The sequence below is a fragment of the Methylobacterium sp. R2-1 genome (assembly GCF_014191355.1).
GTDB lineage: Bacteria > Pseudomonadota > Alphaproteobacteria > Rhizobiales > Beijerinckiaceae > Methylobacterium.
Genome location: NZ_JACHWM010000014.1, coordinates 124,533 through 145,437, shown reverse-complemented (window position 1 = coordinate 145,437; position 20,905 = coordinate 124,533). Strand labels below are relative to the sequence as shown.

The window sequence follows — 20,905 nt, the reverse complement described above, 5'->3', positions numbered from 1 at the left end:
TTCGCGCGGGACCTGGACGATCCTTCGAGGCTCCGCCCCCGCTCCGCACCTCAGGATGAGGTTCGAGGATGGGAGTCAGGAGCGAGGCGGAAGCGCTATCGCTGCCCGAAGGCCGCGCTCTTGAACAGGTCCTTGTACTGGTGCGGCTGGCTGCGCCAGTACTGTTTCGGCGCCCGCACCTGCGCACCGAGTTCGGCGGCGGCGTGCCACGGCCAGCGGGGATCGTAGAGCAGGGCGCGGGCGAGCGAGACCGCGTCGGCCTTGCCCTCCGCCAGGATCGCTTCCGCCTGGTGCGGCTCTGTGATGAGGCCGACCGCGATGGTGGTGAGCCCCGTTTCCGCCTTGATCCGTTCGGCGAAGGGCACCTGATAGCCCGGCCCGACGGGAATCTTCTGAGCGGTCGAGAGGCCACCGGTGGAGACGTGGATGGCAGCCGCGCCGCGGGTCTTGAGCGCGCGGGCGAGTTCCAGCGTCTGGTCGAGATCCCAGCCGTCCTCGACCCAATCGGTCGCCGAGACACGCATCCAGACTGGCTTGCCCGAGGGCACGACCGCGCGCACCGCCTCGAAGCACTCGAGGGGAAACCGCATCCGATTCTCCAGGCTGCCGCCGTACTGGTCCTCGCGGCGGTTGGAGAGCGGCGACAGGAACTGGTGCAGCAGGTAGCCGTGGGCGCCGTGCAACTCGACGCCGTCGATGCCGAGCCGCATGGCACGCTTCGCCGTGGCGGCGAAGCCCTCGCGCACCCGCTTCAAGCCCTCCGCATCGAGGGCGTGCGGCGGCACCTCGCTTGTCGCGTGGGGCAACGCCGAGGGCGCCTCGGTCTGCCAGCCGTCGACGGCCTCCGGCGCGATCTGCGCGCCGCCTTCCCAGGGGGCTCGGCTCGACGCCTTGCGGCCAGCATGGTTGATCTGGATCGCCACCGGAATCGGCGCGTAGCCGCGCACCGCGTCGAGCACGCGGGCCAGGGCCCGCTCGGTGGCATCGTCGTAGAGGCCGAGATCGCCGGGGGAGATCCGCGCCTCGGGCGAGACCGCGGTCGCCTCCAGGGTGAGGAGCCCCGCGCCCGACTGCGCGAGCTGGCCGAGATGCATCAGGTGCCAGTCGGTCGCCGCACCGGCGAGCGCCGAGTATTGGCACATCGGCGCGATGATGATGCGGTTCTCAAGCTCCAGGTCGTCCAGGCGCAGGGGCTCGAACAGGCGGGCGGACATCGGCAGGCTCCGGGAGCGAGGGCGGCAATCGGCGGCCTATCTGGGATATGCGGGTCCCGGCCACCAGCCCGGAACCGCGCATGGGACACCCGAGATCCTTGCCGCAGGCTTCCCCCGAAGGCCAACTCCTCCATCTCACCCCGTGCGCAGGGCGAAAGGACCGTTCGGGATGGGGTTGCTGGTCGAGGGCGAGTGGCACGACAAGGGCTACGACACCGCCCAATCCGGCGGGCGCTTCGAGCGTTCGGCCGCCGCCTTCCGCAACTGGGTGACGGCCGACGGCGCTCCCGGTCCTTCGGGAGAAGGCGGCTTCAAGGGAGAGGCGGGGCGCTACCACCTCATCGTCGCGCTCGCTTGCCCCTGGGCCCACCGCACGCTGATCGTCCGCCGGCTCAAGGGGCTGGCGGAGGCCATCACCGTCTCCGTGGTCTCGCCGTATATGCGCGCGGAGGGCTGGGTCTTCCGGGCCGAGGAGGAGGGCGGGGTGCCGGGCTCGACCGCCGACCCGTTGTTCGGCGCCAAGCGGCTCTACGAGATCTATCTCCGCGCCAAGCCCGACTATTCCGGCCGCGTCACCGTGCCGGTGCTGTGGGACAAGCAGCGCCAGACCATCGTCTCGAACGAATCGGCCGAGATCATCCGGATGCTGAACGGCGCGTTCGGGGCGGGCGGACCGGATCTCTACCCGGAAGCGCTCCGCGCCGAGATCGATGCGATCAATGGGCGCGTCTACGACCGGGTCAACAACGGCGTCTACAAGGCGGGTTTCGCCACCACGCAAACGGCCTACGAGGACGCTTTCACCGCCTTGTTCGCCGAACTCGACGCGCTCGAGGAACGGCTCGACCGGCAGCGTTATCTCTGCGGATCGTCGCTGACCGAGGCCGACATCCGCCTGTTCACCACGCTGGTGCGGTTCGACGCGGTCTATGTCGGGCACTTCAAGTGCAACCGGCGCCGGATCGCCGACTACCCCAACCTCTCGAACTACTTGCGCGACCTCTACGCCCTGCCGGGCGTGGCGGAGACGGTGGATCTCGATCAGATCAAGCGCCACTATTACGGTAGCCACGCCGGCATCAACCCTACGGGAATCGTGCCGCTCGGCCCCGAACTCCACTTCGATGCGCCCAACGATCGCGCCCTGCGCTTCGGCAGTTGAACCTGGCCGCCCCGCAGGAAATATCCATCGCGACAAGCGGCATCGGATGCCGATCAGGAGGAACACCACGCCATGACGACCCTTTCGCGCGTCCCGCTTCTCGCGCTCCTCGGCCTGCTCGCCGCAGGGCCGGCTTCGGCTCAGCAGGCCGAGGTGACGATGACCGGCCGGTGCGAGCGGCTGGTGATCGGCGGCCTCGACATTACCCAGAACTGCAAGGAGCAGCTCGTCAACACGGTCGCGCGCGGGCGTACCACCTTCGATTTCGGCGCCTGGGACGGGCAGTCGCTGAGCTTCAGCGGCTCTGGGGCGCAGCACGAGCAGACCGAGGAGACCGAGCAGCTCCAGCCGATCAGCCTCGTGGTGGCGGGCATGAAAAACAAGGAGGGCATCGTTCGCTCTCCCGCCCCCGCGGTCGGCGCCTGCAAGTTCTCGCGCCCGGAGCCCGGCAAGACCATGATCACCTGCGAGGCGACCTCGCAGGGCAAGACCTATGCGGGCGTGTTCATCACCGATGCCAAGGCCGATACCAAGCCCGGGGCCGAGTCCGGCAAGGATGCCGCGAAGGAAGGGGCGACCAGCCCGCCCAAGCCCTGAGCCGGATTCGTTCCCCGGGGGCCTTCGAAAACGTCTGGTCAGCCGCGTCGCGAAGCCCCATGTAACGGGCCGGTGCGCTGCAAGCCTGCGCTGCAGGCACCGAACTGCGTTTTTGTGATTTTTCGAGGGCTCCATGCTCGAAGCCAACGCCGCCGCCGGCGCCCCCGCCGACGGCCTCATCAAGGACACCACCACGGCGGGCTTCCGGCAGGACGTCATCGCCGAATCGATGAACCAGCCGGTGATCGTCGATTTCTGGGCGCCCTGGTGCGGCCCGTGCAAGCAGCTCACGCCGGTCCTCGAGAAGGTTGTGCGGGCGGCCGGCGGCCGGGTGAAGCTCGCCAAGCTCAACATCGACGAGCATCCGGGCGTCTGGCAGCAGATCGGCCAGCAACTCGGCCTACAGTCGATCCCCGCCGTGATTGCGATCGACCGCGGCCGTCCAGTGGACGCCTTCATGGGCGCCGTGCCGGAAACTGAGGTGCGCGCCTTCATCGACCGGCTCGCCGGCCCCTCCGAGATCGATCAGGTGCTCGAAGAGGCGGCCGCGGTCGCCTCGGCCGGCGATCTCGCCTCGGCCTCCGAACTCTACGCCGCGGTGCTGCGCGAGGAGCCGGAGAACCTCAAGGCCATTGCCGGGCTGGCCAAGACCCAGCTCGAACTCGGGGAGACCGAGGACGCCCGGCAGGTGCTCGCCATGGTGCCGCCGGCCAAGGCCGACGACCCGCTGCTCGCAGGCGTGCGCGCCGCGCTCGAACTCGCCGATCAGGCCGAGAGCCTGGGTGACCTCGCCGCCCTGCAAAAGCGGATCGAGGCCGACGGAAACGACTTCCAGGCTCGGTTCGACCTCGCGCTCGGACTCAACGCCGCCGGCAAGCGCGACGAGGCGGTCGATCAGCTCGTTGCCATCGCCCGGGCCGACCGGACCTGGAACGAGGACGCCGCCCGCAAGCAACTGCTTCAGTTCTTCGAGGCTTGGGGCCTGATGGATCCGGCCGCGATCCGCGGGCGCCGCCAGCTCTCGACGCTGCTGTTCTCGTGAGGCAAAGTCTCCGCGAGAGCGTTACGGCGACCGAAGCCAACGGACGGGGCGTCCCATGCCCCCTCCTTCAGCAGGAAAGCCGCGCATGAGCCCGCAGCCGAGCTGCAAGTCGCCGGCGGATTGTCCCGCCATCATCCCGGTCTTCCCGCTGCCCGGCGCGCTGCTGCTGCCGCGGGGGCAGATGCCGCTCAACATCTTCGAGCCGCGCTACCTCGCCATGGTGGACGACGCGCTGCGCACCGAGCGGATCATCGGCATGATCCAGCCCGATCCGGAGGGCGGCGGCTCGCCGCTCAGCCCCCGGCTCTACCGGGTCGGCTGTGCCGGGCGGATCAGCCAGTTCGCCGAAACCGGCGATGGGCGCTACCTGATCTCGCTCACCGGTGTCAGCCGCTTCCGGATCGAGAGCGAGCTCGCCGTCACCACCGCCTACCGCCGTTGTCAGGTCTCCTACGACAGTTTCGCTCAGGACTTCGAGGCGCGGGCTGGCGAGGAGGCGGTCGATCGTGAGGCCGTGCTGCGGACCCTGCGCAACTTCATCGAGGCCAATGAGCTTCAGGTCGACTGGGCCGGCATCGAGGAAGCGCCGAACGAGGCGTTGGTCAACGCGCTCTGCATGATGAGCCCGTTCGGCGTGCGCGAGAAGCAGGCGATGCTGGAGGCGCCCGATCTCAAGACGCGGGCCGAGGTGCTGATCGCCGTGACCGAGATGGAACTGGTGCGTGCCAGCGGGGCGGAACCGACGCTGCAATGATTTGACACGTCCCGCGGTCAGCCGTGCCGACCGCGGGCTAGAGCATCGTCCTGAAAGGTGGTTGCCGTCTTTCGGGAAGTGACGATGCAACATCAGAGACCTAGAGCACCGCTCTGGATACCGGATCCGGAACGACGCTCTAGCCCACCGGAAGTGACAGGAACCATGGCCGACTCCTCTGCCCCGCCCGTCGAAGCGACCCGGGTCGATCCCCGCCTGCTCGAACTCCTCGTCTGCCCGCTGACCAAGGAGCCGCTGGAATACGACGCGGCGCGCGAAGAACTCATCAGCCGCTCCGCGAAGCTCGCCTATCCGATCCGCGACGGCATCCCGATCATGCTGCCGGAAGAGGCGCGCTCGCTGACGGAGTGAGGGCGGCGCGTCAGCATCATCCGGACGTGAAAAAAGGGCGCCCGGCTCTCGCCGGACGCCCTTTCTGTTGAGAGGGTGAGACCGCTCAGCGGCCCTGCTGGATCGCCGAGAGCCGCCAAGGGCCACCGGGCTCGCGCACGAAGGTCCAGAACTCCTTGGCCTCCTGCGGGCCGTTCTCGACGTGGCGGTTGGTGCTGCGCTCGAACACCTCATCGCGCAACGAGAAGCGCATGGCGACGGTGGCGAACTCGACCGGACCCTCGCGCCACGCCTCGGACAGGTCGCCCTGAAGGAGCTTCACGTCCGAGATCCGGTTCACCACGCCGCGGGCGGCGTTGGCGCGCAGATCTTCCTCGAAGTAGCCGACCATCTCCGGCGTCGCGAGACGGCGAAGGGCGGCGACGTCCTCACGGCCATAGGCGCCCTGGATCTCGTTGAGCGAGCGCTCGAAGGCCTGGAAGTCTTCCGGCTGGACCTGCACCGGCTGCGGGCGGGCACCGCCGCTGTAGCTGCCGCCCATCGGGTTCATGCCAGCGTTCATCCCACCGTTCATGCCAGCGTTCACACCACCGGGCATGCCGCCCTGTGGCGGCAATCCGGAGCGGGCATGGGGCGCGTTGCCGGCCATGGCGGGCTGGTTGCCCTCCTGGCGGCGGCGGAAGAAGCGCACGACGAACATCACGAGCAGCGCGATCAGGCCGATCTGGAAGATCAGGCCGATGAAGGAGCCGATGCCGCCGAGGCCGCCGGACAGGCCAGCACCGAGGAGGGCACCGATCAGGCCCGCGCCGAGCATGCCGCCGAGAAAGCCGCCGCCGAAGCGCCGTCCCTGGCTCTGCGCCGCCATGCCGGGATTGTTGAAGCCGGGGCTCGGGCTCGTCTGCGAGCGCTGAATCGGGCCCATCGCGCCCGGCGAGGTCGCGGTGGAGGGCGGCGCGCTGAAGGTCTTCGAGCCGCGCGAGCCCATACCGCCGCCGCCGCCCGGCCGTGCATCAACGGCGGGCGCCGCCAGGGCGAGCGAAGCCGCGAGCGCGAGGAGGGTCACGACGCGCCGACGGCGCGCGGGGGAGGAAGCCATCGAAAGAACCTCGGTCACCAAAAGGGCGAAATGCCCCTTCTTTAGATGGTGACGTCCGGTGCGCGTTTTTAGTCCCGTCCAAGCTCGACTTTTTCGGCCGTGCGGCGAAATTTTCCGTCCGATGGGGTTGGCCCGCGGCGCGGAGCACCCGAACGAGATCAGCGCGCGGCGGGGAAGACGAGCCGCACGGTTGCGCCCTCGCCGGGCCGGCTCTCGATTGAGATCGTGCCGTTCTGGCGCTTCATCAAGCCGTGGACGATGGCAAGCCCCGCACCCCGGCCGGATTCGCGCGTCGTGGCAAAGGGGGCGAGCGCCCGCGACAGCATCTCGGGCGAGAGCCCGTGCCCGTTATCCGAGACTGTCAAACCGACGGCTCCCGCCTCCGGACGCTGCAGCGATCGGTCGCCGGGCTCGACCGCGAACAGCGCTACGCGGATACGCCCCCGCCCAGCCATGGCCTCACAGGCATTGGTGAGGATGTGGCCGAGCGCCAATTCGAGCTGGATCGGGTTGCACAGGGCCGGCGGCAGACCGTCGGGGATCGACAGGTCGAGATCGATTCCCGACGGCAGGCTCGGGCGCAGCCGGTCGAGGCCGGCCTGCACTGCCGCGCCGAGATCGACCGATCGCAGGTCGGGCGCGATCCGCCGGGAATGGGCAAGGAGCTGCCGGGTCAGCACGGCGGCCCGCTCGGAGGCTTCGGTGGAGCGCGTGATCGCCCGCTGGATGAAGGGCTCGGGCCGGTCGCCGAGACGCCGCTTCAGCCCGTCGATGTAGCCGATCAGGATCTGCAGGAAGTTGTTGAACTCGTGCGCGACGCTGTTCGTGAGGAGCCCGAGCGCCTCCCGCTGCCGCGACAGCGCGAGGGCGTCCTCCGCATCCCTCCGCCGCGTCACGTCGACGATCTGGCTGAGGAAGCGCGGAGCCTCGTCGGCGCCGGGCAGGGCTGCGAGGTGGATCTCGCCCCAGAACGAGGCGCCGTCGCCGCGGGCCAACAGCAACTCGAAGCGTCCGGTCTCGCCGCGGGCCAGTGCCTCGCGCAAGGGAGCCCAGCCCGCATGATCGCCATGACGACAGGCGAGCGCCTCGATCGGTTGTCCGACAAGCTCGGCCTCGCCGCGGCCGGTCAGCGCCAGCAGGGCAGGGTTGGCACTGGCGATCGTCGGCCCGGCCTCGGCTTCATCCAGGATGAGCGTGGGGAGCGGGAGCAGGACGAGAAGGTCGGTCTCGGGTCCCCCGTTCGGCGGTCGAGCGCGCACGGCGTCAGTGCGGGACATGGGGCGCCGCCGTCATGGAAGGAGGCGCCGACCGAACGCGAGAACGCCCATCGAGGCGGCGAGCATGGGTGAGGATTTCGGAGCGCGGCAGAAGCATGCCCTTCAACGCCCGAACGACGATCCGGATCAGCGGTTGGCAGTGGTGACGGGCGAAGTGTCGCTATTGAGACTCACCCAAGCCCTGCCGTCCTGCCCCTCGCGCTTGACGAAGCTATAGCCGGTGCGCTGCCAGGGCAGCACCGCATTGGTCTTGTTGTCGAGGATCAGGTCGCCCCGGTCGGTGCGCACCATCAGCACCGCGTGGCCTTCACCGATTTCGTCGATCACGACGGTCATGCGCAGCGCCCGGCGGGGCAGGCGACGCTCCACGAGCATCCGGCGCTTGAGGAGTTGGATATCCTCGCAGTCGCCGAAGCCGTCGTCGGGGAAATCCCAGCGATCGACGACACCCCAGTGGGCCATGTCGGTGATCGGCTTGATGCGGGCGTTGACCCGACGGTTCACGGTCGTGAGCGTGTGCCACGTCGCGGGCGTCAGGGTGACGAGCGCCGGCTCACCGGGATCGACCGTGCATTCGGACGGGTAGCGGGCGCAGAAATCGTTCCAGGCGGCGACGGGCCGGGCGGGGGCGCCCGGATCGGCTGCGGTGCCCGCCTCGGGTAGGCCGGCGGTGCGCGCTTGGCTCGGCTGGACCGGCGCCGCGGCACCACCGAGCAGCAGGGTGGCGCCGACGAGGGACAGATGGGCCACTCGGCCGAGGCGCCGTCTTACGTCCCCGCGGAGGAACGCCGATCCAGTGCCGACGCCCCTAAGCACCGCGTACCGCATGGCCGACCGTCCTGCAGCCCCTTGTTTCCCGGCGAAGCTTGCACGGCCCGGCGCCCGGCTCAATACGAAAGTGAAGGAAGGATGAAGGCGGATCGCTGCTTCCCCGTGCCGGGTTGAGACAACCTCGCTCGGGCTGGCAATCCGGCCACACCGGTCGCCTGTACTGCCCGAGTCCCTGCCGGCCGTGCCGGATCGATCCACGAAGCGGGTCGCGCTCAGCGGTTCGCCGTGGTGACGGGCGAGCTGGCCCCGCCGAGCGAAACCCATGCCAGCGCGTCCTGGCCCTCGCGCTTGATGAAGACGTAGCCGGTCTGGGCCCAGGGCAGCACCGCGCTGGTCTTGTTGTCGAGGATGTAGTCGCCACGGTCGGTGATGAGGGTGAGGACGGCATGTCCCTCGCCCTTCTCGTCGATCACGACGGTCATCCGCATCGCCCGGCGCGGCAGGCCCGCCGCGGCCAGCATCCGGCGCTTGAGGAGCTGGAAGTCCTCGCAGTCGCCCCGGCCGTCCTCGGCGAGGTCCCAGCGGTCGGGCCGGCCCCAATGCTCCTGATCGGTGACGGGGTCGATCGTCCGATTCACCCGGCGGTTGATTGAGACGATGCTCGACCAGATGGCGGGAGTCAGCGCGATCCGGGCGGGCTCGGCCCGGTCGAAGGCGCATTCCGCCGGATAGGATTGGCAGAACTCGGTCCAGGCCAGGATCGGCCGGGCTTCGGCTCCGGTGGTGAGGCCCGCATTCGCCGTGGGCAGCGCGGCCATCGTCTGAGGAGCCGTCTGAGCTTGGGCGCCCTCGCCGAGGAGGCTGACGCAGAGGGTCAGCATCGCCAGAAGCCCCATTTGGAGCCCCGTCTTGAGATGACCCGTCCCGTTGGTGCGCATCGCGGCGTTTCCTTCAACGAGGCCAGGATGTCGCCGCACCCCCTCCGCCGCGCTGAAGCCGATCCGCGCAATTTTATCGATTCGCCATGGCAACGATCTGCCCGTGCGCAAGGGCGAATTGCGGCTCACGGATCTGCGGCAAATGCGGGAGATCGTGTTAGGGACTGGGAAACCGTGAGGGACGCCGGACGGGCGACGAAGGGCACGGATCGGTCGCGGCTACACAATTCCGCCGCGTCCGCCGCGGACAGGGCGTGTTCTGAGAAAGCCGGACGATGGTGTCGATCCGGTCGAGCAGGATCGGCCCGTCATCGTCGGGATATCTCCGGCGATCCTGCGGGGCGGCCTGTTGCGGGCCCTCGGCTTCGACACCCCGAGTCGCTCCTCGGACCACGCGGAGCCGCCGCGCGGTAGGGGACCAGCTCGGTAAGACGGAGACGATTCGACTGAGGATGGCGAGGCGCGGCCTGCATGTGGGCTCATCGCGCCGGCCGCGCCATTTCTGCGCGCTCGCACGACTCGTCTCGGATAGGCTGGCTAAGAGCGCCTCACAAAGCTCCCGCGTACGGATCGGTCTCGCTCTGGCGACGAAGGCGCGGCGCAAGTTTCGTGAGAGACACCGAGCGGGTTTCTGCCAAGTCCTGTCTCAAGTCCTGCCTCTTGCCGCGTCCCACGGACCCTGCAACGCGGCGCCGGCCGCGTCGGAACCTCAGAGCGTGATGCCCTCGTGGAAGCGGTCGGGAGAGATCGGCAGCATGAACTGGGCGCCGATGCCGCCTTCGAAATAGCGCACCACACGCCCGGGCGTGGAGCCGACCATGATGTGCGTGCCGATCGGCGGGGACGAGGACGTCGCGAGCGCCACGCCGGACATCGAGATATCGATGATCCGGGCGGCGATGAACCGGCCGCTCTCCAGGCGCAGGGTCACGCCGGGCTGGTTCGGAACGAGACGCTCGTTGGTCCGGCCCTCCGGCAGGCCGAGGCTCTCCCGGTTGGCGAGCCACATCAACTGGGATGCGATCTTGTCCCGCTTGCGCGGCGTCGCGTTGATCCGCATCGCGAAACCCCGCGGCGGGTGGCGCACGATCACGCCTTCCAATCGGCCGATCTGTTCGAGATACAGCACCACGCGCTCGCCGAGCGCACCGATCACGGCGCAGGTCAGGCGGACGCCGCCCGGGGACATGTCCACGGTCTGGCAAGGATATTCCCGCCGGTCGGCCAGCATGTAGCGGCCGAGCAGAGTCGCGCGCACCCGCTGGTGCCGACGCTGTTCGGCGGCGTAATCCGGCAGAGCGGGGGCCGTCCCGGATCGGGAAAGCTCGGTCATGTCAGCTCGGCGGTCTCGATGTCCCAACCGAATCACTAACCGCGCCACGGTTACAAAAGGCTTGCTTGCACGCGGAAGATGATCCGCCGACGGTCACGAAGACGGAATGGGATGGCGGGCGACGAAGATGGCCCGCTTCGCGCGAAACGATCCGGTCCAACAGAACCGAGAACCGGAAGCTATCGGGCTCTCAGTGCGCACGGCCGGATCGCGTCCATGACGGGTCAGAGCGTCCTGAACATCGAACGGGAGGGCATCGAACCCTTTGTTTTCCTTGTCCGATCCCGCTTCGTCTTGTGCAGGAAACCTTTCAAGCCGTCATGGCGCGACCCGATACTGCGGCTCCGGCCGCGGAAGGTCACGCGTTGCCGCGTCCGCCTTCGTGGACCAGCAAATGACCGAACCGGACCGGACGGGCATCGTTGGCAGGCTCGGGCAAGGTGTCGATGAAGGTTCGCCTCGCCGCCGGCTCGTGCCCGACCGCCTCGAGCACCCGCAGGGACACGGTTTCGGCTCGCAGAATCGGGCGGCTGCCGAGCCATGACGGGATGCAATGCGGACTCAAGGCGCCGAGAATGCGCGCCTGGGTCTTGCCCCGGTGGCGCAGGGGCAGGAGCAGCAATTCGAGATCGAGGGTCTCGTCACGAACCGTCACGCCGGTCAGTCCCGCCACCACGCCGACGGTATCGCAGGCGACCGTTTCGATGAGCTGCCAGGGATCGGCGAAGGGCTGGGGCCGCTCGCCCCACAGGTCGACGAAGGCGCTGCCCCGCAATTCGCGCCCGAACAGGGCGCACAGGCGGGTGCCGGCGAGGCGCACCGCGCTCGTCCGCCGCGCCGGATCGGTCTCCAGAATGAAGCTGTCGGCAAGCAGGTTGCGGATCTCGCCGGGCTCGATCTCGCCGCGCTCCGGCGCGGCCCGCTCTCCGCGCAGCCGGTCCCAATAGGCGTGAAGCTGACGGCTGGTCGGATGCTTCATGATGTTCCGCATCGGTACGGCCCGGGTCCGGATGGGCTCTGTTTTTGATCGGTACGGCACGAAAAGCGTCCCTTCGCGCCGTTCGTGGTCATCCTCCGCACACCCTATGCCGTCCCGTTCGGTCACGCTCGCGCAACTCATCCTTAACCTTAACGGTCGATGGACGGATTCGCTCGCAATTGAGGGATCTTGCGCCGGTCCCGCGCCGATTGGACCTTGCGGCGCTGCACTTCTCCCCGACATGGTGCAGCATGGATGCCTCCCCCGACCTGCCACGCCAGGGCCGCGTGCCCGTCTTCAACCTGCCGGGAATCGTCACCGTCTCGATTGCGGTGCTGGCCGGGATCCACGTCCTCCGCAGCGTTCTGCCGGACGAGGTCGACCTCTCGGTGCTGCTCAATCTCGCCTTCATCCCGGCCCGTTGGACGGCCGCATTCGATCCGTCATCGGCGGCCGAGATCATCCGGGCCGCAGGGGAGGGGGCAGGTGGGCCCGAGATGGCCTCGGCACGCCAGGAATTCGCCCGCTACCTCGTTGCCGATCCCTCGGCGCTGCCCTGGACCGGAGCGACCTATGCCCTGCTGCATGGCTCCTGGGTGCACCTCATCTTCAACGCGGTGTGGCTCGCCGTCTTCGGCACTCCGGTCGCGCGCCGCTACGGCGTCCTGCGCTACGGGCTACTGGCGCTCGCCGGGATCGTGGCGGGTGCCGCCGTTCATCTCCTGGTCGATCCCTACAGCCTGATGCCGCTCGTCGGCGCCTCGGCCGGAATCTCGGCCCTGATGGCGGCAGCGGCCCGCTTCGTCTTCCAGCCTCCGCCGCATTTCGTGGCCGGAGCGCCCTGGCAGATCCCGCCGCGGCCGCGGCTCCAGACCATCCCCGAACTGCTGCGCAATCGCCCGGCGGTGCTGTTCCTCGCGGTCTGGTTCGTCACCAACCTGCTGTTCGGTGTCCTGGCCTTGCCGCTCGGGGGCAGTGAAGGGCCGATCGCCTGGGACGCCCATCTTGGCGGGTTCGCCGCGGGCTTCTTCCTCCTGCCGCTGATGGAGCGAGGCAGCGCCAAAGGGCGAGGTTAGCCACTCGCTCCGCCGCTCGGGTGGCAGAGACAGGTGGCTCGAAAGGTCAGATCGTTGTCATTTGCTGGGAGGCTCGATCAGGAGGCGTTGTGACTTCGATGCCACGTCGAGGTTTTCTGAAATTGCGGCGGCAATAAATGGAGCCACTCGGCCGTCGGTAAGAAGAACGAGAGCGGGCGAAGATCAAAGCCGCACGTAATCGCTCCGTTCCTGATGGAGAGTGGATCCCGGTGAAACATCGTGCAGCCGTCATCGCCCGTCTCGGGCTCGCCCTATCCGGCGTCTGCGGCCTCGGCGGCACCGCCGCCTATGCCGCGTCCGCCGCCCAGCCCGGCCAGACGGTGGGTGTGCCCTTCGGTGCGCCGTTCCCCAAGGGCTTCTACGCCGTGAACCTGTCGAGCTTCGGCGTGCGCGAGACCGCGCCACTCGACTCAGAGAGCAACGTCAACCTGCCAACCCTGCTCTGGGCGACGCCCTTCTCCGTTCTCGGCGGACAGGTGCAGTTCGTCTTCGTGGCGCCGATCGCCGCCTCCAGCGTGCGCGGCGCGCCCTATAACAGCGGCTGGGGTCAGCCCCTGCTCGCGGGCCAGCTCGCCTGGGATCTCGGCGACGGCGTCGGCGTCAGCTACCTTCTCGGCGGTTATCTCCCCTGGGAGACCCGTTTCCTGACCCAGTCGGCCTCGCTGAGCCACCGCTTCGCGATCACCTATGCCGCCAACGATTGGGCGATCACCGCCAACCTGCTCTACGGCCATATGCTGGAGACGCGCTCGCCGAACGGGGTGCTCTATCCCGATTACCTCAACCTCGACGTCACCCTCACGAAGAAGTTCGGCAAGTGGCAGGTCGGCCCGGTGGCGTTTGGCTCGACCGACCTCAAGACCAACGTCGTCGGCTACCGGCAGCAGGGCCAGATCGCGGTGGGCGGCCTCGTCGGCTACAACTTCGGCTTCATGAACGTGCAGGCCTACGTCACCCGTGACGTTGCCGAGCGCAATTACGGCGGCAAGGAAACCCGCGGTTGGCTGCGAGTCGTCGTCCCGTTCCTCCAAGATAAGGGCGAGGCTCAACCGAACCGCACCTTGATCACCCGCCGCCAGGCCGAGGGCCGCTGAGCGGGACCGATCCGTCCGAATCTCAATGCCCGCGCCGTTCCGGATTCGGTCTCCGGGACGGCGCACCGGGCCGTCGGCTGGCCCATTCGCGAAGGAGCCTTATCATCGCCGAGCCCGTTCCTCACACCACGCGGCGATCGCGATCCGACGCGGCCTCGCAGACCGCCACGGCGAGGTCGTCGTAAAAGATCGTCTGACCGGCGGCCCAGTGTTCGAACTCCTCCTGAAGCGACGGGTCGAACATCGTCAGGCGGCCATTGGTGATCTGAAACCATCCCGCCTCCTCGGCTTCCTTGACGAGATTGCCGATATGGGCGCGCGACACCCGCAAGCGCTCCGCCATCATGCGCAGGCTGAGCGGCGGCGCGGCGGGAGCACCGGGGATCGTGGCGGCGTAATGGGCGCCGATCACGGCCGTCAGCAGAGGATAGCCGCAATCGCGCATCGCAAAGCGCAGCACGCGCGGGAAGGGCTCGATGAGCATGCCGTGTCGCAGGACATGCGCGGCCGAGCGGCGGATGAGTTCTCCCAAGTGGTCCGTGCAGTCCAGGCGCTCGGCAACCCCCGGCTGCCTGCTATCGATCATATCCATGGCCGCCACGAACAAGCGCCCGGATCGGCCGATCTCGGTGACCAATGCGGGAGCCGCCTTCAGCAGCTTGATGCGGGCGTCCTCCCGATCCGCTTCGACGGTGATGAAGCGCGCGGCCTTCAGCGTCGACACGAAAGCGGCCGTCTGCCGGCCGCTGGATACGACCATGGCCTGGAGAGCGGTCAGCGTCGGGCGCGGTCCCCGATGATGACGCCAGGCATAATCGTTGTGGATCAGCATGAACGAGACGACATAGCGACCGAACTGGTTGAGCATCTTGTGGGTCGGCCACACGATCTGAGCCGGCTCGGTCATGGTGCGGCAATACAAGGCGAGTGCCGGACGGAAACCGGATCTTCGCCGCAGCGCTGCGATCCGCGCGAAGAAATCGTCGTCCAACATCCGTGCGTCCATTGCGACTCGGATCGGATGATGTGGATGGCCCGCACCGAGCGTCGGCGCGCATCCGGAGCTACCTGCAAAGTTTGGACTCGGCGGTTGCAACCTCGAAGGGTACGAGTCAAGCCGCTCGGGTCGGCGCCGACTCATACGAGACAACCGGCGCGTGATGACGGCCAGGTACCGGTGCCGAACCCGAGATGGACGAGACTTTTCGGGAGCGGCAGCCGTGTGTGATCAGCATGCATCTCAGTTCTCGCGTCGCAGCCTGCTGGCCGCTGCCGCGGTCAGCCCGTTCGCCTCTGCGCCTGCCCTCGCCGCAGCGGCCGAAGCCGCCGTCGATACGCCGCTCCCGAATGCCATTTCCCCGGACGAGGCCATTTCCCGGTTGATCGAAGGGAACAGGCGCTACGCTGCCAACACACCGGCGAACCGGGATTTCTCCGCCGGCCGAGCCGCTCGGGCCGCTGCGCAATACCCGATTGCCTGTGTGGTCGGCTGTGCCGATGCGCGCGTCGCTCCGGAACTCGTCTTCGACCAGGCCCCCGGCGATCTCTTCATCGTTCGAGTCGCGGGGAATTTCGTCAACACCGACAGCCTCGCCAGCCTCGAATACGGCGTGAAGGTGCTGGGCGCCCGACTGATCATCGTGCTCGGTCATTCGAATTGCGGCGCGGTCAAAGCGACGATCGATGTCCTGAAGAAGAACATCGCGCTCCCGGGGCATCTCCCGATTCTGATCGATGCGATCCGGCCGGCGATCGATCTGGCCGAAAAGGCGCAGGCCTCCGATCCGCTCGCCGAGGCCATCGCCCAAAACGTCCGGTACAACGTGCGACGTCTGGAGCAGGCAGGGCCGATCATCTCAGACTATGTTGCCCGTGGACAGGTAAAGGTTGTCGGCGGCTTCTACAAAATTGCCAATGGCGAGGTTGAACTCATCTGAAGATTTGCACGGGCAGATGATCGCCTGATCCTGCGAAGCGATATTGCCTCCGGGCGGCCACTTCGGCGTTCCGTGGCCTCCCTGGCGAGAGCCTGTGCCAAGTGAGCGCCAGCCCGGCCGATTCGCACGGGACCCACAGCAATCGATCGTTCCGGAAAAGTCCCGCTTCGACTCCGAACGGAACGCGCCGCCAGCGGTTTCCCTGGGCGGGCTGAATGCATTTTTGTGCAGGCTGCCTGTTGGTGGTTGTGATTCACGCGCTTGCCAGCGCGGCCAGGACGCCACACAATCGTGTTACAGAGCCGGGGCCAACCCGGCCGAGAGGCTTTTCGGCGCCGCGGGCTGACGGTGCACTTCCCAGGGAGGGGAAATATAAAATGACCGTTGCGCGAATCCTTGCAGAGAAAGGCGGCACGGTGGTCACGGTTGCACCGCACCGCACCATCGACGAGGCCATCCATGTTCTCGCCGAGAAGCGGATCGGCGCCCTCGTGGTGGGTGATGCCGAGGGCCGCGTGATCGGCGTCCTGTCCGAGCGCGACGTGATGCGGGCGCTGGCGACCGAGGGCGCGGCCGCTCTCGACCGTCCGGTTTCGCATTACATGACCGAGAAGGTCGTCACCTGCACCCGGCGGGCGACCATCGAGGACGTGATGGAGACGATGACCAACGGGCGCTTCCGCCACCTTCCGGTGGTCGAGGAGGGGCGCCTTGTCGGCGTCGTGTCGATCGGTGACGTCGTCGCGCGCCGCATCGCCGCCGTCGAGGCCGAGCATCAGGCGATGCGCGATTACATTACGATGGCCTGAGCCGAGGTTCGAACCTTTCGCGGCGGCTCAACTGCGCGCCGTCGCACCCTCGATCATGCGCCGGATCTCCGGCAGCGCTGCCCGCACTGCCTGACGACCGAGGGCAATTCCATCGGCCGCCCGATGGAACTCGAACTGCCCGAACTCGGCGAGAAGCGGCCGGATCGCGACATCGGGCGGATCGCTCGCGAGCCGTGCCCGCGAGATCCGATCCTGGGTGATGTTGAAGGCGTCGAGCATGACGCGGGCCACGCCCGGGCTCGGCCGACCGACGGATGGGGTCGGCGCAGGACCGCGGCGTCCCATCAGGCGGCGACCCATCAAGCGCCGGCTCGCTCCGCTCAACAGGCCCCAGCGGCCCCGGCGGCGCACGCTGGCCTCCAGCGTCTGCTCGATCGCCCGCTCGACCGGCTCGTCGGCTTCGTCGAGCAACGCGTCGTCCCGTTCGGGCCGGATCACCATCGCGGGCGCGCGGGTCTCGCAGGCGAGGTTCACGCAGATCACGAGATCGGCGCCGAGTTCGCGAGCAAGGCGCACGGGCACCGGGTTCACCAGCGTCCCATCCATCAGAAGGCGCCCTTCGAGAGCAACCGGCGGAAAGATGCCGGGTATGGCGTAAGAGGCCCGTACCGCCTCGACCAGAGGCCCACGGGACAGCCAGACCTCGTGGCCGGTGCCGAGTTCGGTCGCCACGCTGGCAAAGGCGAGGCGCAACTCCTCGATGCGGAAGCCTTCCAACTCGCGCGAGAGGCGGCGGCGCAGGCGCTCGCCGGCGATCAGGCCGGAGCCGGTGAGGCGCGGATCGAGCATGCCGACCACCCGACGCCGGGTGAGCGAGAGCGCGAAGTCCTTGAGGGCGCCGATGCGGCCGGCGGCGTAGGCCCCGCCCACCACGGCGCCGATGGAGCAGCCGGCCACGACTTCAGGGAAGATCCCGGCTTCCTCCAGTCCCTCGATCACGCCGATATGCGACCAGCCGCGGGCCGAGCCGCCGCCGAGCGCGAGGCCGATGCGGGGAGAGCGGAAGCGGGGCACCACCGGTTCCACCGCCCCTTCCGGAAAGTCGGGCGGGAGGGAACGGGACGCCTCGAACATCATCGGTCCGGATCGGCGGGGACGAGGGTGACCGCACCGGTCGCGGGGTCGCGCTCGACCGTGCGGTAGAAGCAGGAGCGCCGGCCGGTATGGCAGCAGCCGCCATCGCCGCCGACGGCGACCCGGATCAGGAGTGCGTCCTGATCGCAATCGACCCGCATCTCCACGATCCGCTGGATCTGTCCGGAAGTCGCGCCCTTGTGCCAGAGTTCGCCGCGCGAGCGCGACCAGTACCACGCCTCGCCGGTCTCCAGGGTGCGGGCGAGCGCCTCGGCGTTCATGTGGGCGAGCATCAGCACGCGCCCGTCATGGGCATCGACGGCGATACAGGCCACGAGCCCGTCGGGGCCGAAGCGCGGTGTCAGCCTCGCGCCCTCCTCGACCTCGGCCCGGGAGCCGGGGGAAGCGAACCGGTCGGTCATGGCACGCTGTCCGACCGCCTCAGCCCTTCTGGTTCCGCACGAAGGTCAGGAAGCGGACCTGCTCGGACGGATCGTTCTTGTAGACGCCGCGGAACTGCGTGGTGATGGTGGAGACGCCGGCCTTCTGCACGCCACGCATCGCCATGCAGAGGTGCTCGGCCTCGACCATCACGGCGCAGCCGCGGGGCTGGAGGATGCTCTCGATCGTGTCGGCGATCTGTGCCGTCATCGTCTCCTGCGTCTGCAGGCGGCGGGCGAAAGCATCGACCACGCGAGCGAGTTTGGAGAGACCGACCACGCCCTTGGTGGGGTAGTAGGCGATGTGGGCCAGTCCCATGAATGGCACCATGTGGTGCTCGCAATGGGAGTAGAACGGGATGTCGCGCACCAGCACGGCGTCCGAGTAGCCCTCGACCTCCTCGAACACCCGCTCCAACAGAGCGTCGGCATCGGCGCGGTAGCCGCCGAAGATCTGCTCGTAAGCCTTCACCACACGGGCGGGCGTGTCGATCAGTCCCTCACGGGTCGGGTCGTCGCCGGCCCAACGCAGCAGCGTGCGCACGGCGGCCTCCGCCTCCTGCCGGCTCGGACGGCCGAGCGCCACCTCGTTCGGCACCCGCTGGGCCGATTCAGGCAAGGGGGCGATGTCTGGCGCGATATCCGGAAGGCCCGGATCGTTGGCGCCGCGCATCCCTTGCAGGCCGACGGCGCTCATGCGTCGCTCATCGTCGCTCATGCCGTAGGACAGGGATTTGAGGGCAGCATCCATGGCATCTCCGGCCTTCGCCACACGCGCCTTCATGGTCGTGCTGTCGGGCTTGGCGTACATCGTCGATCCGTCCCGGCGTCTTAAACCTTTAAGTGCCGACGCCCTCGAACGATCCGAATCCTGGGCCAGGGCGTGACCGGGGTCGACGGTGCCATTCTCGCGGAATGGCAGTGTCGCGCCTATATCGTCGCAATCGCGCCGTCGCGCAATGCGTGGCATGCGTATCTGGCTCAACGAATCCTTGAACCCGACCCCAACGGACGCCCGCGAAAGGCGTGTCAGCGATGATCGATGACATCTACAACCGCCGCATCCTGGAACTGGCCGCCGACATTCCACGCCTCGGCCGGCTGGAGGCGCCGGACGCCACCGCCACCGCCCATTCCAAGCTCTGCGGCTCGACCGTCACCGTCGATCTGAAGCTCGATGAGGACGGTGTCACGGTCGCCGACTTCGCCCACGACGTGAAGGCCTGCGCGCTGGGCCAAGCCTCTTCCTCGCTGATGGCGCGGCACGTGGTCGGCGCAACCGCCGAGGAACTGCGCGCCGTCCGCGCCCGGATGCGGGCGATGCTGAAGGAGAGCGGTCCGGCGCCGGACGGCCCATGGGCCGATCTCGCCGTGCTCGAGCCGGTGCGCGATTTCCGCGCCCGCCACGCTTCGACGCTTCTGACTTTTGACGCGGTGGTGGACGCCCTCGATCAGATCGCCGCGCGGAAGGGCTCCGGCGCGCCCGAGGCGGCCTGAGCCTCGTCATGATCCGCCGGGCGGCGCACGGGGCGATCCGCGCCTATCAACTCACGCTTTCCGGGCTGGTCGGGCGCCAGTGCCGACACTGGCCCTCCTGCTCGACCTACACCGACGAGGCGATCCAGCGGCACGGCCTCTGGGCCGGCGGCTGGATCAGCTTCGCCCGCATCTGCCGCTGCGGCCCGTTCGGCACCCACGGCATCGACCTCGTTCCTGAACATCTGCCAGGAGGCACCGCGTGGTACCGGCCGTGGGCCTACGGCCGCTGGCGCGGCGTCGAAGCGCCGCCGCCGCTGGTCTGCGAGGCGGTGGAAGAGGGGAAGTAGCGGGTGGTGCCGCCTCAAACCCTCCCCCTTCTGCGGGAAGGGAGTAGTCGGCACACGCATCCACCAGTCCACGAAAAAGCCCCGGCCTTTCGGCCGGGGCTCTTCCTCGTTTCAGATCCTGTGTCGTCGCTTAGCGGCGGTCGCCCAGCAGCTGCATCAGGAACTGGAACATGTTGATGAAGTCGAGGTACAGCGTCAGCGCGCCGTTGACGGACATCTTGGCTGCACCTTCGGCGTCGAGGCCGCTGTAGAGGTACATCTCCTTGAGCTTCTGCGTGTCGTAGGCGGTCAGGCCGGCGAAGATGAGAACGCCGAGGACCGAGATCGCGAACTGAAGCGCGGAAGACGCCAGGAAGAGGTTCACCAGCGAGGCGATGATGATGCCGATCAGGCCCATGATCAGGAACGAGCCCATGCCCGACAGGCTGCGCTTGGTGGTGTACCCGTAGAGGCTCAGGCCACCGAAGGTCGCCGCCGTGATGAAGAACACCCGCACTACGCTGGCGCCCGTGAACACGAGCAGCAGGGTGGACATCGAGGCGCCCATCACCGCCGCGAAAGCCCAGAACATCGTGCGCGCGGAGGCGGCCGACATTCGGTCCATCCGGAACGAGAACACGAAGATGAAGGCGAGCGGCGCCAGCATCAGCACCCACTTGAAGGGGCTGGTGTACAGGAACTGCCCGAACGGGGTCAGGGCGACGCGGCCGGCGCCGGTCTGCGCGACGGCGGCCATATTGAGGGCCAGCGCCACGAGACCCGAGATCCCGAGGCCGACGACCATGTTGTTGTAGACGCCCAGCATGAAGCTGCGCAGGCCCTGGTCGACTTCGACCTGAGAGCCGGCGTACCCCTGCGGCTGGGCGCCGTAGCGGAACGGGCTGTTGTCGAATGCCATGAAAGTTTCCCTTGGAAGCTCTCGGCGTGGAGTTTGTCGAGGTCCGCACGCAACCCCCGGCGCGTCGAGCACGCCTTGTGCCGGAATATGTTCGCTGCAACAGTCATAAACAAGTGGGGCTTGGCCGAACGGCCGCGTTTTCAAGCCTTACAGAGACGCAAGATTTTTATGGATCTGTGCGGATTAAACCTT

Annotated in this window: 23 protein-coding genes; 11 read left to right on the top strand and 12 right to left on the bottom strand. The window is 68.0% G+C overall.

Annotated features, from left to right (window positions below; all coding sequences use genetic code 11):
• Positions 1–95: 95 nt before the first annotated feature.
• Positions 96–1,214 carry an NADH:flavin oxidoreductase/NADH oxidase gene (locus tag FHU13_RS19745; protein WP_183437559.1) on the bottom strand — a complete coding sequence of 373 codons (1,119 nt, stop codon included), beginning with the start codon at positions 1,212–1,214 and terminating at the stop codon, positions 96–98.
• A 169-nt stretch (positions 1,215–1,383) separates the two neighbouring features.
• On the opposite strand from FHU13_RS19745, the gene FHU13_RS19740 reads away from it, so the two are divergent.
• From FHU13_RS19740 to FHU13_RS19720, 5 genes are all read left to right on the top strand, one after another.
• Positions 1,384–2,376, top strand: a complete 993-nt coding sequence (locus FHU13_RS19740) for a glutathione S-transferase family protein (protein ID WP_183437558.1) — start codon at positions 1,384–1,386, stop codon at positions 2,374–2,376.
• Between the two features lie 72 nt (positions 2,377–2,448).
• Positions 2,449–2,973 carry a hypothetical protein gene (locus tag FHU13_RS19735; RefSeq protein ID WP_183437557.1) on the top strand — a complete coding sequence of 175 codons (525 nt, stop codon included), beginning with the start codon at positions 2,449–2,451 and terminating at the stop codon, positions 2,971–2,973.
• A 133-nt stretch (positions 2,974–3,106) separates the two neighbouring features.
• Positions 3,107–4,015, top strand: a complete 909-nt coding sequence (locus tag FHU13_RS19730; protein ID WP_183437556.1) for a co-chaperone YbbN — start codon at positions 3,107–3,109, stop codon at positions 4,013–4,015.
• A gap of 85 nt (positions 4,016–4,100) precedes the next feature.
• Positions 4,101–4,769 (top strand): LON peptidase substrate-binding domain-containing protein, encoded by a 669-nt coding sequence (locus tag FHU13_RS19725; protein WP_183437555.1) that lies wholly within the window; start codon positions 4,101–4,103, stop codon positions 4,767–4,769.
• A gap of 165 nt (positions 4,770–4,934) precedes the next feature.
• Positions 4,935–5,141, top strand: a complete 207-nt coding sequence (locus FHU13_RS19720; RefSeq protein WP_183437554.1) for a Trm112 family protein — start codon at positions 4,935–4,937, stop codon at positions 5,139–5,141.
• A gap of 85 nt (positions 5,142–5,226) precedes the next feature.
• On the opposite strand, the gene FHU13_RS19715 is transcribed toward FHU13_RS19720, so the two are convergent.
• From FHU13_RS19715 to FHU13_RS19690, 6 genes are all read right to left on the bottom strand, one after another.
• Entirely contained in the window at positions 5,227–6,219 is a 993-nt protein-coding gene (locus FHU13_RS19715; protein WP_183437553.1) for a TIM44-like domain-containing protein, read from the bottom strand.
• A 158-nt stretch (positions 6,220–6,377) separates the two neighbouring features.
• Positions 6,378–7,496: a nitrogen regulation protein NR(II) gene (locus FHU13_RS19710; RefSeq protein ID WP_183437552.1), complete on the bottom strand. Its 1,119-nt coding sequence runs from the start codon at positions 7,494–7,496 to the stop codon at positions 6,378–6,380.
• Between the two features lie 126 nt (positions 7,497–7,622).
• Positions 7,623–8,324, bottom strand: a complete 702-nt coding sequence (locus tag FHU13_RS19705) for a transglutaminase-like cysteine peptidase (RefSeq protein WP_183437551.1) — start codon at positions 8,322–8,324, stop codon at positions 7,623–7,625.
• A 215-nt stretch (positions 8,325–8,539) separates the two neighbouring features.
• The gene (locus FHU13_RS19700; protein ID WP_183437550.1) at positions 8,540–9,205 is read right to left on the bottom strand and encodes a transglutaminase-like cysteine peptidase; all 666 of its coding nucleotides are present in this window, start codon (positions 9,203–9,205) and stop codon (positions 8,540–8,542) included.
• 709 nt (positions 9,206–9,914) lie between these two features.
• A complete protein-coding gene (locus tag FHU13_RS19695) occupies positions 9,915–10,538 on the bottom strand; it encodes a PilZ domain-containing protein (protein WP_183437549.1) in 624 nt (207 codons plus the stop codon).
• A 358-nt stretch (positions 10,539–10,896) separates the two neighbouring features.
• A complete protein-coding gene (locus FHU13_RS19690; protein ID WP_183437548.1) occupies positions 10,897–11,517 on the bottom strand; it encodes a PAS domain-containing protein in 621 nt (206 codons plus the stop codon).
• A gap of 251 nt (positions 11,518–11,768) precedes the next feature.
• Between FHU13_RS19690 and FHU13_RS19685 the strand changes: the two genes are divergently transcribed.
• Both FHU13_RS19685 and FHU13_RS19680 read left to right on the top strand, forming a co-directional pair.
• Positions 11,769–12,593: a rhomboid family intramembrane serine protease gene (locus FHU13_RS19685; RefSeq protein ID WP_183437547.1), complete on the top strand. Its 825-nt coding sequence runs from the start codon at positions 11,769–11,771 to the stop codon at positions 12,591–12,593.
• 230 nt (positions 12,594–12,823) lie between these two features.
• Positions 12,824–13,708, top strand: coding sequence for a transporter (locus FHU13_RS19680; RefSeq protein WP_183437546.1), 885 nt, complete (start codon positions 12,824–12,826; stop codon positions 13,706–13,708).
• A 121-nt stretch (positions 13,709–13,829) separates the two neighbouring features.
• On the opposite strand, the gene FHU13_RS19675 is transcribed toward FHU13_RS19680, so the two are convergent.
• The gene (locus tag FHU13_RS19675; protein WP_183437545.1) at positions 13,830–14,702 is read right to left on the bottom strand and encodes a hypothetical protein; all 873 of its coding nucleotides are present in this window, start codon (positions 14,700–14,702) and stop codon (positions 13,830–13,832) included.
• A 226-nt stretch (positions 14,703–14,928) separates the two neighbouring features.
• Between FHU13_RS19675 and FHU13_RS19670 the strand changes: the two genes are divergently transcribed.
• Together FHU13_RS19670 and FHU13_RS19665 are read left to right on the top strand one after the other, a co-directional pair.
• Entirely contained in the window at positions 14,929–15,645 is a 717-nt protein-coding gene (locus FHU13_RS19670) for a carbonic anhydrase (protein WP_312889620.1), read from the top strand.
• 377 nt (positions 15,646–16,022) lie between these two features.
• The gene (locus tag FHU13_RS19665; protein ID WP_183437544.1) at positions 16,023–16,454 is read left to right on the top strand and encodes a CBS domain-containing protein; all 432 of its coding nucleotides are present in this window, start codon (positions 16,023–16,025) and stop codon (positions 16,452–16,454) included.
• A gap of 27 nt (positions 16,455–16,481) precedes the next feature.
• On the opposite strand, the gene FHU13_RS19660 is transcribed toward FHU13_RS19665, so the two are convergent.
• The 3 genes from FHU13_RS19660 to folE are packed head-to-tail and all read right to left on the bottom strand — an operon-like array spanning position 16,482 to position 18,800.
• The gene (locus FHU13_RS19660) at positions 16,482–17,552 is read right to left on the bottom strand and encodes a patatin-like phospholipase family protein (protein ID WP_183437543.1); all 1,071 of its coding nucleotides are present in this window, start codon (positions 17,550–17,552) and stop codon (positions 16,482–16,484) included.
• Positions 17,549–17,971, bottom strand: a complete 423-nt coding sequence (gene hisI / locus FHU13_RS19655; protein WP_183437542.1) for a phosphoribosyl-AMP cyclohydrolase — start codon at positions 17,969–17,971, stop codon at positions 17,549–17,551. Before hisI ends, FHU13_RS19660 begins: the two co-directional genes overlap by 4 nt.
• Before the next feature lie 19 nt (positions 17,972–17,990).
• Positions 17,991–18,800: a GTP cyclohydrolase I FolE gene (gene folE / locus FHU13_RS19650; RefSeq protein ID WP_183437541.1), complete on the bottom strand. Its 810-nt coding sequence runs from the start codon at positions 18,798–18,800 to the stop codon at positions 17,991–17,993.
• 224 nt (positions 18,801–19,024) lie between these two features.
• Between folE and FHU13_RS19645 the strand changes: the two genes are divergently transcribed.
• Positions 19,025–19,486, top strand: a complete 462-nt coding sequence (locus tag FHU13_RS19645; RefSeq protein ID WP_183437540.1) for an iron-sulfur cluster assembly scaffold protein — start codon at positions 19,025–19,027, stop codon at positions 19,484–19,486.
• An 8-nt stretch (positions 19,487–19,494) separates the two neighbouring features.
• Positions 19,495–19,815 carry a membrane protein insertion efficiency factor YidD gene (gene yidD, locus FHU13_RS19640; RefSeq protein ID WP_183437539.1) on the top strand — a complete coding sequence of 107 codons (321 nt, stop codon included), beginning with the start codon at positions 19,495–19,497 and terminating at the stop codon, positions 19,813–19,815.
• A gap of 130 nt (positions 19,816–19,945) precedes the next feature.
• Here the strand turns inward: yidD and FHU13_RS19635 are convergent, their stop codons facing one another.
• Positions 19,946–20,713: a Bax inhibitor-1/YccA family protein gene (locus tag FHU13_RS19635; protein WP_183437538.1), complete on the bottom strand. Its 768-nt coding sequence runs from the start codon at positions 20,711–20,713 to the stop codon at positions 19,946–19,948.
• Between the last annotated feature and the right edge of the window lie 192 nt (positions 20,714–20,905).